The organism is Pseudomonas sp. P7758 (assembly GCF_013386485.1).
In the GTDB taxonomy this organism is placed as follows: Bacteria; Pseudomonadota; Gammaproteobacteria; order Pseudomonadales; family Pseudomonadaceae; genus Aquipseudomonas.
Genome location: NZ_JACARS010000078.1, coordinates 31,481 through 47,677, shown reverse-complemented (window position 1 = coordinate 47,677; position 16,197 = coordinate 31,481). Strand labels below are relative to the sequence as shown.

Sequence of the window (16,197 nt, the reverse complement as noted above, 5' to 3'; positions counted from 1 at the left end):
GGATCGCACAACCATGAACAACATCGAAGACATCTACTCCCTATCGCCGACCCAGCACGGTTTGCTGTTTCACAGCGTGGTCGAGCCAGAATCCCGGGTGTACTACCAGCAATTGAGCCTGGAGATGAACGGCCCGGTGCAATTGCCGGCGTTTCGCGCTGCCTGGCAAGCATTGATGCAACGCCACGCCGTGTTGCGCAGCGCGTTTCTATGGGAAGACCTCGACGATGCCTATCAGGTGGTGCAAACCGACGTCGGGTTGCCCCTGAGCGAGCTGGACTGGCAAGGCCACGCCGACCCGAAAACCGCGCTGCAGCAATTGGCCCTGGAACAACGCGCACAACCGCTGGAACTGAATGACTCGCCCCTGATGCGCCTGACCCTGGTGCGCCTGGAACCGCAGCGCTGGCACCTGATCTGGACCTTCCACCACATCATCATGGACGGCTGGAGCGTCGGCATTGCGATCCAGGAGTGGCTGGCGCTCTATTACGAACACGCCCATGGCCGCCCGGCCAACCTGGCGCCGACGCGCGCCTACCGCGACTACATCGCCTGGCTGGCAGAACAGGACATGGCTGCCACCGAAGGTTTCTGGCGTGACCAGTTGCAGGACGTCAGCGAACCGACGCCGCTGCCCGATTTCGGCTTGCGCCTGCTTCCCACGACCGACGCGCCATGCGCCGAACGGGAAAACCGCCTGAGTGTCGACGAAACCGAACAACTGGCGCAGTTCGCCCGTCGCCATCACTTGACGCTCAACACCCTGATCCAAGGCGCCTGGGCCCTGTTGCTCGGCCAACACGCAGGCCGCGATGACGTGATCTACGGCGTGACCGTGGCCGGGCGACCGGAAAATCTCGCGGCGGTCGACAGCACAGTCGGCCTGTTCATCAACACCCTGCCCCTGCGCGTGCAATGGGCCGACGGCCCGGCACTGGTGGACTGGCTGCAACAGTTGCAGCAAGCCAACAGCGACCTGCGCCACCACGCCTACCTGCCCCTGGGCAAACTCAAGTCGATGAGTAAGATAGCGGCCGAACAGGCGCTGTTCGATTCGATCCTGGTGTTCGAAAACTTCCCGGTCACCGATGCGCTCAATCAGGACGCCGGCGGCTTGAGCTTCGCCGACCCGAACCGTGAGCAGGCCACCGATGGCCTGGTCCTGACCCAGGGGCGCAACCATTTTCCGCTGTCACTGATCGTGGTGCCGGGCGAACAACTGCACTACCTGTTCAGCTACAACCGCAGCCGTTTCAGTGACGCCGAGATCGCGCTGCTGTCGGCACAATTGCGCAACGTACTGCTGGCCATGGCCGCGCAACCCCAACGCCGTGTGGGCGAACTTGATTGGCTGGGCGCTGACGAACGCCAGCACCTGCAAGCCCTGGGGCGCGGTGTGTCACTCGCCGTTCCTGAGGCGTGCTTGCATCAGCGTTTTGAGCAACAGGTCGTTGCCGCTCCGGACCAACCGGCAATCCGCGACCGCGCAGGCGTACTGAGTTACGCCGAGCTGGACCGGCGCGCCAACCGTCTCAGCCATCATTTGCGCGCCCAAGGCATCGGCCACCAGAGCCTGGTCGCACTGGCCCTGGAGCGCAGCGCCGATTTCGTCATCGCCCTGCTCGCCACCCTCAAGGCCGGTGCCGCCTACCTGCCGTTGGACCTGAAACAACCGGCCGGGCGTCTGGCCGATGTACTGCAAGACAGCCGCGCCGCGCTGCTGATCGGCGCCACGGCTTCGCCCTTGCTGGCACGCCTGGCCGAGCACACGCCGTTGCTGTGCCTGACCGAGCAGGCCGAGGTCATCGCCGCACAGCCGCAGACCTCGCCCGCCGTCGCCCACAGCCTGGATGATGCGGCCTACGTGATCTACACGTCGGGCTCCACCGGTACGCCAAAAGGCGTGGTGGTCGAACACCGGGCAATCGTTGACTACCTGACAGCGGTGCACAGCGTGCTCAAGCCGCCTGCCGCCGCTCGCTACGGGCTGCTGTCGAGCGTTGCCGCCGACCTCGGCCACACTCAACTGTTCGGCGCGCTGTGCAGCGGTGGCAGCCTGTTGCTGGTGGATGACGAGAGCGGTTTCAGCCCCTTGGCCCTGGCGGAGTTGTTCAGCCAGCACCCGGTGGACGTGCTGAAAATTACCCCGAGCCACCTCAGCGGTCTGTTGCAAGCGCTGCCGGATGCGCGTTTGTTGCCAGAGGCGTTGCTGGTGTTTGGCGGCGACGCGCTGAGCCCGGCGCTGCTGGCGCAGGTCAACGGCCTGGCGCCGGGGCTGCGGGTGTTCAACCACTATGGGCCGAGTGAAGCGACGGTCGGTGCGATTGCCACTCAACTCACGCCGGGCCAGCGCAGTATTGCCTTGGGCCGACCGCTGCCGAATCGTCAATTGCAGGTGGTGGATGTTCAGGGTCGTGAGGTGGCGACAGGGGTGAGCGGTGAGCTGCTGATCAGCGGCGCCCTCGCCCGTGGTTATCTGCACCGTGACGACCTCAGCGCCGAGCGCTTCCACCACGATGCCCAACACCAACGTTGGTACCGAACGGGTGACCGCGTGCGTTGGCTGGTGGACGGCCAACTGGCGTTCCTTGGCCGAGTCGACAGCCAGGTGAAGATTCGTGGCAACCGCCTGGAACTGGGCGAAGTCGAGGCACAGATCAAACGCCTGTCACCGCTGATCGAACAGGTGGTGGTGCGCGCGATTGAACTGGACGGCGGCCTGCGCCTGGTCGCTTATCTGGTGGCGAGCCAGTCACTGTCAGCGCTCAAGCTGCGCAACGATCTCGGCAACCGCGTGCCGGACTACATGGTGCCGGCGCACTTCATCACCCTGGATGAATTGCCCCTGACCCGTAACGGCAAGGTCGACGCACAGCGCCTGCCGCTGCCACCCACCAGCCGCGATGACAACGCCACCCACGTCGCCCCGCGCAATGAAGTGGAAACGCTGCTGGCCGCGATCTGGCAGGACGTGCTCAAGCTGGAACAGGTGGGTGTGCACGACAACTTCTTCGCCATCGGCGGTGATTCAATCCTCAACCTGCAAATCATCGCGCGGGCCAATCAGCAAGGGCTCAAGCTCACGCCACGGCAGTTATTCGAGAACCGCACCATCGCCGATATCGCCCGTGTTCTGGGGGCCGACGCTAGCCATGCAGTGGCCGAGCAGCGTGCCGATGGCTATGCATTGCCCCTGAGCGCCGGCCAACGCGCACGCCTGGAACAAGGCCCATTGACCGCCACCTGGCGTTGCGTGGCGCTGGCGCAACCGCTTGATCGCGAGCTGCTCAGCCAGGCCCTTGGCGCCTTGCAGCAGCATCACCAGGCCCTGCGCCTGGCGTTCGACGCAGACTGGCAACAGCGTGTGCTGGTGGCCCCCAAGGCGGCTGCGATCACCTCGGGCGACTACCACCCGGCACACCTGCACGCACTGGCCCAGGCCGCAGTCGACGCACTTGACCTACAGGCAGGCCAAAGCCTGCATGCCAGCCTGCTCGGCGATCACCTGTTATTGGCCGCGCACCCGTTATGCGTGGATGAGGCTTCCTGGTCGTTGCTGCTGACGGACCTCAATCTGGCGCTGGCACAACTGCGCCTGCAACGGCCGGTGCGGCTGTCCTACAGCGGTGGCAACTTCACCCAATGGACCCGTCATCAGCAAGCGCATGCCGAGAGCGATGCCCTCGACGACGCGTGGGAACACTGGCTGCAATACGCCGGCATGGACACGCTGCAACTGCCTGACAACCACCAGGCGAGCAACGTGGTCGAGCTGAGCCTGAGTGGCGCAACCTCCGGCGAGCTGAAGCGCTTGGCCGATGTGTTGCACCTGGAGTGGAACAGCCTGCTGGCCACTGCCGTGGCCGAACAATGCGGCGACGGTTTGTTGGCGTTGGACCTGTACGCCGCACGCCCGGCCACCGAACGCCTGCCAGTGGGCGCGCCCCTGGTGCTGGCCGACCTCGAGCCGCAACTGATCGTCGGTGCGCTGGACCTGGCCGTGCCGGTGTTCCTGCAAGCCGCAGGTGCTAATGCGTTGCAACGCCTGCAGTCGGTGGCCGCGCAACTGCGTGCGTACCCGCAACACGGTGCCGATTACGGCGCGCTGCGCTACCTCTCAGACAACACCTACCTGCAAGAACCCCTGCGCGACTTGCCTGCTGCACCGATTGCTATCCATTGGCGCGGCGATTTCGACATCCACCGTGAACCGCGCAGCCTGTTGGCACACATCACCGCTGCCAATACGCCAGCGGCATCGACCCATGCCTTGCGCATCGATGCGCATTGGCAGGACGGCCAACTGCACCTGCGGGTTGAAGGCGCGCTGGCCGCCGACTGGGCGCCGCAACTGGCCGAACGCCTTGGCGCCCTCGCGACCGTGCTCGCCGAGCCAGGGCTGCGCCCGGCCAGCGAGGCTTTCCCGCTGTGCCACAAACAAGCCGCAACGCTTGCGACCGAACCGCTGGATTGGTCAAACCTGGAAGACGTCTACCCGCTGTCGTCGATGCAACAAGGCATGCTGCTGCACACTTTGCTGCAACCCCACAGTGGCATCTACCTGATGCAACAGCGCTACAGCTGGGACGGCGTATTGCAACGCCCGGCCATGGAGGCCGCCTGGCAACTGTTCCTCGACCGCCACCCGATGATGCGCACCGCGTTCTGGTGGCAGGACGACCACGAACCGCTGCAATGTGTGTATCGCAAGACAGCTGCGGCGTTCGATTGGCAAGACTTGCGTCACCTGGATGACGCGCAGCAGCACCTCGCCATGGACCAGGCCCTGGAAGCCCAGCGCGTGCAGGGTTTCGACATGAGCAGCGCACCCTTGACCCATCTGCGGGTGTTCCAGCTCGATGAACAGCGTTTTGCGGTGGTGCGCAGTTTCCACCATATCCTTACGGACGCGTGGTGCTTCGGCCTGTTGATGGAGGACCTGCTGGCGATCTATCAGGCCCTCGTACGCCAAGAGCCCGTGGCGCGCCCGCGCTTGCGTTCGTTCCGCGGCTACATGAGCTGGTTGGAACGCCAGGACATGGCCGCTGCACATGCCTTCTGGCAAGCCGACCTGGCCGGTTTCAGCGAGCCGACGCCGCTGCACGTGGACAGCGCCCTCGCCGGTCCGGAACAGGCGCCGGAACAGGTCGGCGACTTCGACCAGACCTTAAGTATCAGCCAGACCCAACGTTTGCAGCAGCTGTGCCAGCATTACCAATTGACGCCCAACACCTGGATCCAGGGCGCTTGGGCACTGCTGTTGTCGCGCTACAGCGGCAACCGCGACGTGCTGTTCGGCGTCACCGTGGCCGGTCGCCCAACCGATCTGGCGGGTGTCGAGGAAATGGTCGGGCTGTTCATCAACAGCTTGCCGTTGCGCGTTGATGTCGACCCGCAAGCGCCAGTCGCGGGCTGGCTGCAGGCTCTGCTGTCACACAACGCTCGCCTGCGTGAACATGAAAGCGCATCGCTGGTGGATATCCAGCGCAGCAGCAACGTGCCTCGCGGCCAACCGCTGTTCGACAGCCTGGTGGTGTTCGAAAACGCACCGTTGGATATCAGCAGCGTGCAACTGGATGCCTTCAGCATCGATATCTATGAAGATCGGGTGCACACCAACTTCCCGATGACGGTGGTGTTGTACCCCGGCGATCGCCTGGGCATTCGCTTGTCCTATGACAACCAGCGCTTCAGCACCGACACCGTGCAGCGCATGCTCGGGCATCTGGTGCAATTGCTTTCGAGCATGCTCGACGCGCCAGAAGCGCCACTGGGCACGGTGCACATGCTGCCAGCCACCGAGCGCGAGCAACTGCAAGTGGCGTGGAACCGCAGCGAGGTCGATTTCCCGCTGGCTCGAGGCTACGCCGAGCTGTTCGCTGAACAGGCGCACCGCCGGCCACAACAGATTGCCGCTGTGCACCAGCACGAATCCTTGACCTACGCCGAGCTGGACCGTCGCGCCAATGCCGTTGCCCATGCCTTGCAAGCCGCGGGTGCCGGGCCGGAAACCCTGGTGGCGCTGTTCGCCGAGCGTGGCTTGGCATTGCTGACCCTGATGATCGGTACACTCAAGGCTGGTGCCGCCTTCCAGGCCCTGGACATTCAACAGCCGGCCACACGCCTGGCCGAACTGCTTAACCTGGGTGCAGCGCCGCTGCTACTGGTGTGCGACAGCGCCACCGGCGTGCTGGATAGCGTGCTGCCGCAGCTGCGCACACAGCCGACGTGCCTGGTCGCGCAGGCCCTGTGGCAAGGCGAGGACAAGCCCGCGATTGGATACGCGCACAACCCCGACCAACTGGCCTATGTGATTTTTACCTCGGGCTCCACCGGTACGCCAAAAGGCGTCATGGTCGAACAGCGCGGTATGCTGAATAACATCTTCGGTAAAGTCCCGGCCCTGGGCCTGGGTGAACATGACCGCATCGCACAGACCGCTTCGCCGGCGTTCGATATTTGCGTGTGGCAGTTCCTCGCCGCACCACTGGTGGGTGCCACCGTGCATATCCTGCCCGACGCGCAGGCCCATGATCCGCTGGCCTTGCTCGATGCGGTACAGGCGCAGCAGTTAACGTTGCTGGAAACCGTGCCGGCGCTGATTCGCGGCATGCTCCAGGAGGTGCGCGCACAAGACAACCTGGCCAGTCTGCGCTGGCTGCTGCCCACCGGCGAGGCACTGCCGCCAGCGCTGGCACAGGATTGGTTCGCACGCTTCCCGTCGATCCCGTTGATGAATGCCTACGGTCCGGCCGAGTGTTCGGATGACGTGGCGTTCTACCCGATCACCGAGGCGCCGGGCGATGACTGCCTGCACATGCCGATCGGCCGGCCGACCGCAAACAACCAGGTATTTGTGCTGGATCCCGACCTGCGCTGCGTGCCGATCGGCGTGCCGGGTGAGTTGTGCATCGGTGGCGTGGGTGTCGGCCGTGGTTACCTGCGCGACCCGCAACGCACCCGCGAAGCCTTTGTCGCACATCCGTTCCAGCCCGGCGCGCGCCTGTATCGCAGCGGCGATATCGGCCGCCTGCGCGCCGATGGGGTGATTGAGTACCTCGGCCGCCGCGACCAGCAGGTGAAGATTCGGGGTTATCGCATCGAGCTGGGCGAAATCGAAAACCGTCTGATGCAACACCCGGCAGTCGACAGCGCGGCGGTCTTGGCGCTGCCCGATGCCCGTGGGGCGTTGCAACTGGTGGCCTGGTATGTGCTCGACGGCGCGGCCGGACTCGACGCGCCAACCGCGCAACAGGTACTCACCGCGCACCTGAACGGGCAATTGGCGAGCTATATGGTGCCTGCGCGCTGGCAGGTGCTGACACAATTGCCGCTGAATGCCAACGGTAAGGTCGACCGCCGTGCCCTGGCGGCACTGGATGTGGCACCGGCCGAACAGGTCGAAGGCGTGTCGGTTGCGCCGCGTACGCCGACGGAAACAGCCCTCGCCGAGCTGTGGCAGGACCTGCTCGGCGTGGCCAGCGTGAGTGTGTACGACGACTTCTTCGCCATCGGCGGGCACTCGTTGCTGGCCACGCAAATGCTCTCACGCATTCGTCGCCGCTTGAACGTCAGCCTGCCGCTGCGCACCTTGTTCGAAGGCGGCACGCTGGAGGAACTGGCGCAGGCGGTCGATCAGCAGGCTCAGGTATCTGATGACAGCGAGATTGTGCCGGCACCCCGCAACCAGGCGCTGGCGTTGTCGTACGCCCAGCAGCGGCTGTGGTTCCTCGACCGCTTCGAAGGGCCGAATGCGGCCTACAACATGTCCAGCGTGGTGCGCTTGCGTGGCACGCTCGACATTGCGGCCTTGCAACAGGCGTTGCAACGTGTGCTGGAGCGGCATGAAGCGCTGCGCACCACTTACCACTTGAACGGCGAGCAGCCGTGCCAAGTCATCAATGAAGCGCCCACGCTTGACCTCACCCCGGTCACTGTCGAATCCCATGCCCTGCAAAGCGTGATTGACCGGCAGTCGGCGCAGCCGTTCGACCTTCAGCAGGCACCGATGCTGCGCGCCCACCTGTTGCACCTGGGTACGGATGATCATGTGCTGCAACTGGTGCTGCACCATATCGCCACCGACGCCTGGTCCATGGGCATCCTGATCCAGGAACTGATCACCGGCTACCAGGCCTACTCCAGCGGCGCGGTCCCGGCCTTCTCGCCGTTGCCGATCCAGTACGCCGATTACGCCCAGTGGCAACGCAGCGAACCCCAACAGCGCCAGTTGGCGCGGGCGATTGACTATTGGCGGCGTCAGCTCGACGGCGCACCGACCTTGATCGCGTTGCCGCTGGACGCGCCGCGCCCGACGCAGCCGGATTACAGGGGTGCGGTGTTGACCCAGCAGTTCAGCCCGGCGCAAACACTGGCACTCAAGGCGTACGCGCAACAGCACAAGGCCACGTTGTTCATGGTGTTGCTCAATGCGTTCAACAGCCTCTTGCAGCGGGCCACCGGTACTCACGACTTTATCGTCGGCACCGACCTGGCCAACCGCGAGCAATCGGTGCTGGAGCCGTTGATCGGTTTCTTCGTCAACGTGCTGCCGATTCGCGCGCGCCTCGACGACAACGACACCTTTGATAGCCGCCTGCAACGCTTGCGCGAGGATTGCCTGTCAGCCTTCCAGCACCAGCAGGTGCCGTTCGACAAGCTGGTCGAGACACTGCAACCGCCGCGTACGCCCGGCGTAAACCCGCTGGTGCAGGTGTTGTTTGTGATGCAGAACACGCCGCAGGGCTCGGCCAGCTTGTCAGGCCTGGCGGTGGAACACTTGGCGCCGCAGCAGGAATCCAGCAAGTTCGATCTGGCGGTGTTTGTCGAGGAAGACGAGAGCGGCCTGAATGTGCGCTGGGTCTATCGCACCGGCGTGTTGAGCGCCCAGACCGTTGCTCATTTTGAACAAGGCTTCCAAGCCCTGCTGGACACTCTGAACCTGCAAGACTGGGCGTGGCGCCTGGCGGGCGACACCCCAGCTGAACCTCTTGCAATCGACGACGCCCAAGCACGCAGCGCGCGCAAGCTGTCGAAAATGAGCAAGCTAAAAAGCACCCGCGCCACCGCCGTGAGCCAACGGCCCCACGAACAGGTGCGCACACGCACCTTGAGCGACGGCCAACCACTGCCCCTGGTAATCGAGCCGCTGCTGGCCGACCTGGACCCGGTGCATTGGGCCGTACAGGCGCGCGAATGGATCAATGTGCAACTGCGCAGCCACGGCGGCCTATTGTTCCGTGGTTTCAACCTGCCGGACGCGAACGCCTTCGAGCAGTTCGCCCAGGCGATCGAACCGGACTTGTATGGCACCTACGGCGACCTGCCGAAGAATAAATCCGGCAAGAACATCTACCACTCCACGCCGTACCCGGAACAACACATGATTCTGTTCCATAACGAAAGCTCGCACCTGGCGCAATGGCCGCGCAAGCAGTGGTTCTTCTGCGAGATTCCGGCACCACGCGGTGGTTGCACCCCGATTGTCGATTGCCGCCAGGTACTGACGCAGTTGCCGCCGGCCATTGTCGAGCGCTTCAAGGCGCTGGGCCTGCTGTATGTGCGGCACTTCACCGACAAGCTGGATGTGCGCTGGCAGGACTTCTTCAAAACCGAAACACGCGAAGAGGTCGAACGCCAATGCTTGCTATCCGGCATGCAGTGGGAATGGCTGGGAGAGGACAATCTGAAGGTTGCCCAACACTGCCCGGCGATTGTCACGCATCCGGATACCGGTGAGGCGTCGTTCTTCAACCAGGTGCAACTGCATCACAGCGCCTGCCTGGAAGCGGAGGTGCGCAGCAACCTGATAAACCTGTTTGGCGCCGGCAACCTGCCGCGCAATGTGTATTACGGCGATGGCAGCGTGATTGAGGATGCAGTGATGGACGTGATCGGTACGGCGTACGAGGCCTGTGCAGTGCGCTTCGACTGGCAAAAAGGCGACATGGTGATGCTCGACAATATGCTGGTGGCGCACGCCCGCGACCCGTTTGAGGGGGAGCGCAAGATCTGCGTTGCCATGGGCCAGATGATGAATCGCGAACAATTGCAGCACGCGCAGGAGCCGGTATGAGCCACTACGAAGCAGCGTTCGCCTTGTCGCCACAACAGCGCAGCCAATGGCTGGCGAATGCGCCGCCGGCACGCTTGACCCTGCAAGTGCACGGTGCTGCCGCGCTGGCACAGCTGCACGAACGGCTGGCATCGCTGGCCGCCGTGCACGATGCGCTGCGCCTGCAAACCCGACCGGAACCAGGCTTGCAAGTGCCATTGCAGATCGTCGCGGCGACCCACACCTTCAGTGTCGATGTACAGGCACGGGTGGAGGATGTGTATCAGGTCACGTTGCAATTACCCGCCCTGGCCGCCGACCGTGGGACGCTGCTTCGCTTGGCGCAAGCCCTGGGTTCGGCTTTGGCGCCGGTGCCTGACGACGAGGCCATGACTTACACCCAATACAGCGCCTGGATTCACGACTTGCAGGCGGATGAAGACGCCGCACAAGGTCGGCAATACTGGGCTGGCCTGGCGTTGGGCGAGCAGGCCGGTACCGAGTTGCTGTACCGCGAGGCACGCAGCGATCAGGCTGCTACGACGCTGACCACCAGCGTCATGCTTAACCCTGCATTGAGCGCAGCCTTGCAAAGTCACTCCGCGCCCGCCGAACAGTTGCTGATGACGGCCTGGGGCGTGTTGTTGCAGCGCCTTAGTGCCAATGACAGTGCGGCGCTCACCCTGAACTGGGTGCATGACTGCCGTGACGACTACGAAGAACTCGCCGACTGCTGGGGCTTGTTCGCCAAGGCCCTGCCGCTGCCGTGGCAACCGGTTGTCGAGCGGCCATTCACCGGGGCACTGGCCACACTGCAAGTGCTCTGCGAACAGGCGGGCGAATGGCAGGAATACTCGCTGCCGGTTGAGACCGCGCCTTACGGTTTCCAGTGGACCCCGGGGTTCGAAACCGCGGGCAGCTCGTTCAAGGTGCTGGAGATGCACGCCATCCCCGCCGGCATGGAACTGCTGCTGATGGCTGAACCACAGGGCACTGCCGGTTACCGCCTGACGCTGTGTCATCAAGCGCGGTGCTACAGCATTCCTGCCGCGCAGACCCTGCTGGAGCAATTGCAGTCGCTGCTGCTCGACGCCCTCACCCACCCTGCCAAGCCGCTCGCCGAGCTGTCGCTGCGCGCACCAGGGTTTTCGGCGGCGCTGGCTGCTCGTCATGAGCAGGCCGCACCGCTCTTTGCCAGCGTACCAGCGCGCTTCAACGCCTGTGCGGCCAGCTTTGCCGAACACCTGGCGTTGCGCGACCCCGGACAGCACCTGAGCTACGCCGAACTGCATGCGCGCAGCAATCAGTTGGCGCATTATCTGATAGCTCAGGGCATCGGCCGCGAAGACCGCGTGGCGTTGTACCTGGACCGTTCGGCACAGATGGTGTTGGCGATGCTCGCCGTGCTCAAGAGCGGCGCAGCGTTTGTACCGTTGGACGTGCACCAGCCCGCCCAACGCTCGCTGGCGATTCTGCAACAGGCGCAACCGCGCCTGGTGCTCACCGGCGCCGCTGGCGATGCCCCTGTGCTGGCGTCGATGGGTGGCCTTGATCTGCGCGAGACTGCCGTTTGGCAACAGGCACCAATGACCGACGTTGCGCCTGACATCCGGCCTGAGGATGCCGCGTACCTATTGTTCACCTCGGGGAGCACCGGTTTGCCGAAAGGCGTGATCGTCGAGCACGCGCAACTGGCCAGTTACGTGTCGAGTGTGTCTTCGCGCCTGCAGTTGCAAGCCCGCGAACGCAGTGCCGTGGTCACCTCGCTGGCCGCGGACCTGGGTTACACCCTGCTGTTCCCAGCGCTGCTAAGCGGCGGCGAATTGCACGTACTCGACAAGGAAACCGCCATGGACGCCCAGGCCTGGGCCGCCTGGCAGGCGCAGTACCCCGTCGATCATCTGAAAATCGTACCGTCGTTGCTCGACGCCTGGCTGATCCACACGCCAAGCGCCGCCGTGCTGCCGCGCAAGCAACTGATCCTTGGCGGCGAGACCTGTTCGCGGCGCCTGTTGCAATCGATCCGCGCGTTCGCACCGGCGCTCACGGTGTTCAACCACTACGGGCCGACCGAAACCACCGTTGGCGTGGTGATGCACAAGGTCGATCCGGCCTGTGACTATCGGCGCCTGCCCTTGGGCGACCGCCTCGATGGCATGCGTTTGTATGTGTTCGACGACCAGCAACAACTGGCCGCGCCTGGGCAAAACGCCGAACTGTATATCGCCGGCCCGCAGTTGGCGCGTGGCTACCTGGATGCGCAACACGACGCCGGGCGTTTTATCCAGCGCGACGGCGAGCGCCTGTACCGCACCGGAGATCGTGCGCGGTATCGGCATGACGCCAGCCTGGAAATCACCGGGCGCACCGATCGCCAGGTCAAGGTGCGCGGGTTTCGCGTCGAGCTCGACGAGATCCAGGCCCAGTTGGCGAGCCTGTCGGGCGTGGCCCAGGCGGCGGTGGAATGCCTGCCTAAAGGTGAGCTGGGCCAGCAACTGTTTGCGTTCCTGACCTTGGCGCCAGGGCATTCGCTGACAGTGGCGCAACTGCATGGCCAGGCGCAGGACCGCCTGCCGGATTACATGCTGCCGAACCTGCGTATCGTTGAAGCGTTGCCGTTGATGGGCAATGGCAAGCTCGACCGCAAGACCTTGCAGCAATGGGCAGACAAGGTCCTCGACAGCGTGGGCGGCGCCCTGCCGCGCACGCCATTGGAGGCATTGCTGGCCGAAGTCTGGGCGCAGGTGTTGGGCCTGGAGCGGGTGGGGATCGAGGATGACTTCTTCGCCCTGGGCGGGCACTCGCTGGCGGCGGTGAGCCTGGCGAGCCGCTTGCAGACGGTGTTGTCGGCGCCGGTCACCGTCAATGCGGTGTTCAATGCGCCAAGCGTGGCGGCATTTGCAGCGCTGGTGCAGGCGCAGTTCACGTTGTCGCCGCTGGTGCGGCTGTCGGCGGCGGGACCGGGTACCAACCTGTTCTGCTTCCACCCGTCCACCGGCCATGTGCAGGATTACCGCGCGCTGCTGCCCCATCTACCCAACTGGCAAGTGTGGGGCTTGCAGGCGGCGTATCTGGGCGACGACAGCATAGCGCTCGACGGCAACATCGACAGCCTCGCAGCGCTGTATGTCGAGCAACTGCGCCAGCAGCAGCCCCAAGGCCCCTATCATCTACTTGGGTTTTCACTGGGCGGGCTGCTGGCGATCACCGCAGCGGCGCAGCTGGAACGTTGCGGCGAACAGGTGGCATTTCTTGGCATCCTCGACTCGCAATACCAGCGACAGGACGAGGACGATAGCGTCGAGGCATTGCTCGACTCAGCCGCGCAGGCGCTGACCGTTGACAGCCAGGCGCGGTTGCGCAATTTGCCGGCATCGGTTTCCACCGCGTTGACTGCTCGATTGGCTAAACTGCCCGCCGCCGAGCGCCTGCCCGCGCTGGCGCAATGGGCGCACCAGCAAGGCCTGCAACTGCAGGGCGACAGCTGGGAACATCTGCACACGCGCATTGGCTACCAGCAACATACGCAGCAGTTACTCGCCAGCTTCCAGCCGCCACGGCTAAGCTGCCCGGTGCATATCTGGTGGGCCGATGCCACGCTGCAAGCAGCGGACTTTGCCGACCCGCAGTGGGAACAGCTGAGCAGCGGGCCATGGGTGCGTGACGTGGTGCAGGCGCAACACTTGAACATCCTGGAACAACCCACGATGCATCAACAATTGATCGTCGGCCTTGCGGCCCTGGCGACAGACGGAGCAGTTTGAATGGATTTGCTGATGCTCATGGCCAAGCGCTCGTGGCGCGCCCTGTTGGTGGCGACGCTGACCGGCCTGGCCTGCGGACTTGCGGCAGCAGGGTTGATCGCGATGATCAACCACAGCCTCACGGTGTTCGACCAACTGCGACCGATTGACGGCCTGTACTTCGGTGGACTGGTGCTGCTGGTGGCGGTGTCGCGGATTATTTCCGATATCAGCCTGCTGCGCCTCGGCCAGGCGGCGGTCAACGATATGCGCCTGCACTTGAGCGCCAAGCTGATCGACACGCCCTATGCGCAATTGCAACGATTGGGCAAGCACCGGCTGCTGGCGATGTTGACCGACGACACGCAAACCATCAGCCAGGCAGTGGAGCTGGTGCCGATCCTTTTGGTCAACGGCGGGATCATCATCGCTTGCCTGGGTTACCTGGGATGGCTGAGCTTGCCGCTGCTGGGCTTGACGGTGTTGCTGATCATGCTCGGCAGCCTGAGTTTCAACTGGCCGCAACGCCGGGCGCTGACGTCGATTTCCCGCGCGCGCGAACTCAAGGACCAACTGTTCGAGCATTACCGCTTGCTGACTGATGGCAGCAAGGAGCTGCAGCTCAATCACCCGCGTCGCCAACACTTCTTTACGCGCCTGCTGCTGCCGGTCAGCCAGCAATACCGGCGCGACTTTGTGCGCGGCATGAGCATCTATGCGGTGGTTATGAACTGGGGCAATGCGGTGTTCTACCTGCTGATCGGCGTGGTGTTGTTTGTAGCGCCGCACTTTATCGAGCTGAGCGTGAGCCTGGTCACCGGCTATATCCTCGCGATCCTGTACATGATCACGCCGCTCTCGGAATTGATGCACGCCCTGCCAACCCTGGGCCGTGCCAGCGTGGCGCTGAACAAGATCCGCGCCCTGGAAGGCGAAATGCAGGGCGCCAGCGAAACCCTGGAAACCTTCGCGCCGACCCAGGTGCGCAGCCTTGTGTGCCGCGACATGACGCATACCTACTACCGCGAACGCGAAGACGGCCACTTCACCCTCGGGCCGATCAACGTCACCTTAAAGGCGAGCGAGACGGTGTTTATCACTGGCGGCAACGGCAGCGGCAAGACCACCCTGGCGTTGTTGCTGACCGGGCTTTATCGCCCGGAAAGCGGCGATGTGATGCTCGACGAGCAGGTGTCGTCGAGCAATAACAACCACCATTTCCGTCAGCACTTCTCGGCGATCTTTACCGACTTCTGCCTGTTCGAAAACCTGTTCGACGGCGACGATCCGCAGTTGGTGCAGCAGGCCCAGGATTACCTGGTGCACCTGCAATTGGACCACAAGGTGCAAATCGAACAGGGCCGCTTGACCACGCTGGCGCTGTCCACCGGGCAACGCAAGCGCCTGGCGCTGCTCAGTGCGTATCTGGATGATCGTCCCTGCTACCTGTTCGACGAATGGGCCGCAGACCAAGACCCGGTATTCAAACACTTCTTCTACACCCGCATCCTCACGGACCTGCGTGCGCGCGGCAAACTGGTGATCGTGATATCCCACGACGACGCGTACTTCGGCCTTGCCGATCGCTTGTTGCGTATCGAGCATGGGCGCCTGAGCGAAGCGCCGTTGACGGTCAGCGCCGCTCAGTCATAGAGGGAGTGCAGGTAGCTGACCTGCTCCGCCAAGGGCAGACGGTGCAGTTTGGGGCAGGATTCGCACAGCACCAGCGGCTCGCCTTCAACCAGCGGGTGCAGCTGGTAGTGCAGGCAACAATGCCGGCGTAGTGGCAGACGCGGGCAAATATCCGGTGCGGGCGACGGGACTTGGCGTTGCAGGCCGCGCAACTTCAAACGTCCGTCGTTAACGCTGACCTGCTCCAGCCAACGGTGCACCTCGGCAAAGCCTGGCCGGGACAGGTCGGGGTCGAACCGGTCGAACGCACCGTCCCAGATCGCGACGAAATTGCCCCACAAAATCTTCGGTGCCAAGCCACCGGCTGCCGCCAGGGTGGCGAACAACGGTGCCAGGTGCTCGTGCAGCCAGCGCGAAAGGTAGAGGACGCGCTCAGGTTCCGTCAGTGTCGGCAAGCCACTGGTGAAGTTCAACGCCAGCGGTTGTCCGGCATCCAGGTGCAACACACTGCCATCTGTCCAGAAGTCGATCGCCTGCTGGCGTGTGAGCAGGCAGGCCAGGGTCGCCGGCACCACGATGCTCATGTAGTTCATCGACCACTGCGACACCACTGCAGGCTTGTTGATGCCGGGATAGCGCAGGGCAAACTCGGCCAGCACGGGCTGCAGCAAGGCAGGATCGGCGACACGGCTTAATGGGATGAAAGGCTGGTCATTCGGCTCAAGCCTGATGACCCGTTGTATAGGTGGCCATGCCTGCTTTAGC

At 63.8% G+C, this 16,197-nt stretch carries 4 protein-coding genes; 3 read left to right on the top strand and 1 reads right to left on the bottom strand.

Annotation, left to right across the window (positions count from 1 at the left end):
• Window positions 1–13 precede the first annotated feature (13 nt).
• From HX873_RS17660 to HX873_RS17650, 3 genes are read left to right on the top strand one after another with little or no spacing between them, the layout of a single operon-like run.
• The gene (locus HX873_RS17660; protein WP_087694517.1) at window positions 14–10,078 is read left to right on the top strand and encodes a non-ribosomal peptide synthetase; all 10,065 of its coding nucleotides are present in this window, start codon (window positions 14–16) and stop codon (window positions 10,076–10,078) included.
• Window positions 10,075–13,821: an amino acid adenylation domain-containing protein gene (locus HX873_RS17655; RefSeq protein WP_177122975.1), complete on the top strand. Its 3,747-nt coding sequence runs from the start codon at window positions 10,075–10,077 to the stop codon at window positions 13,819–13,821. Before HX873_RS17660 ends, HX873_RS17655 begins: the two co-directional genes overlap by 4 nt.
• Window positions 13,822–15,453: a cyclic peptide export ABC transporter gene (locus tag HX873_RS17650; RefSeq protein WP_106803968.1), complete on the top strand. Its 1,632-nt coding sequence runs from the start codon at window positions 13,822–13,824 to the stop codon at window positions 15,451–15,453.
• Here HX873_RS17650 and fhuF read toward each other — a convergent pair.
• Complete coding sequence (fhuF, locus tag HX873_RS17645) at window positions 15,444–16,100, bottom strand: siderophore-iron reductase FhuF (RefSeq protein WP_087694536.1); 657 nt, start codon at window positions 16,098–16,100, stop codon at window positions 15,444–15,446. The two genes, HX873_RS17650 and fhuF, sit on opposite strands and share 10 nt — an antisense overlap.
• Between the last annotated feature and the right edge of the window lie 97 nt (window positions 16,101–16,197).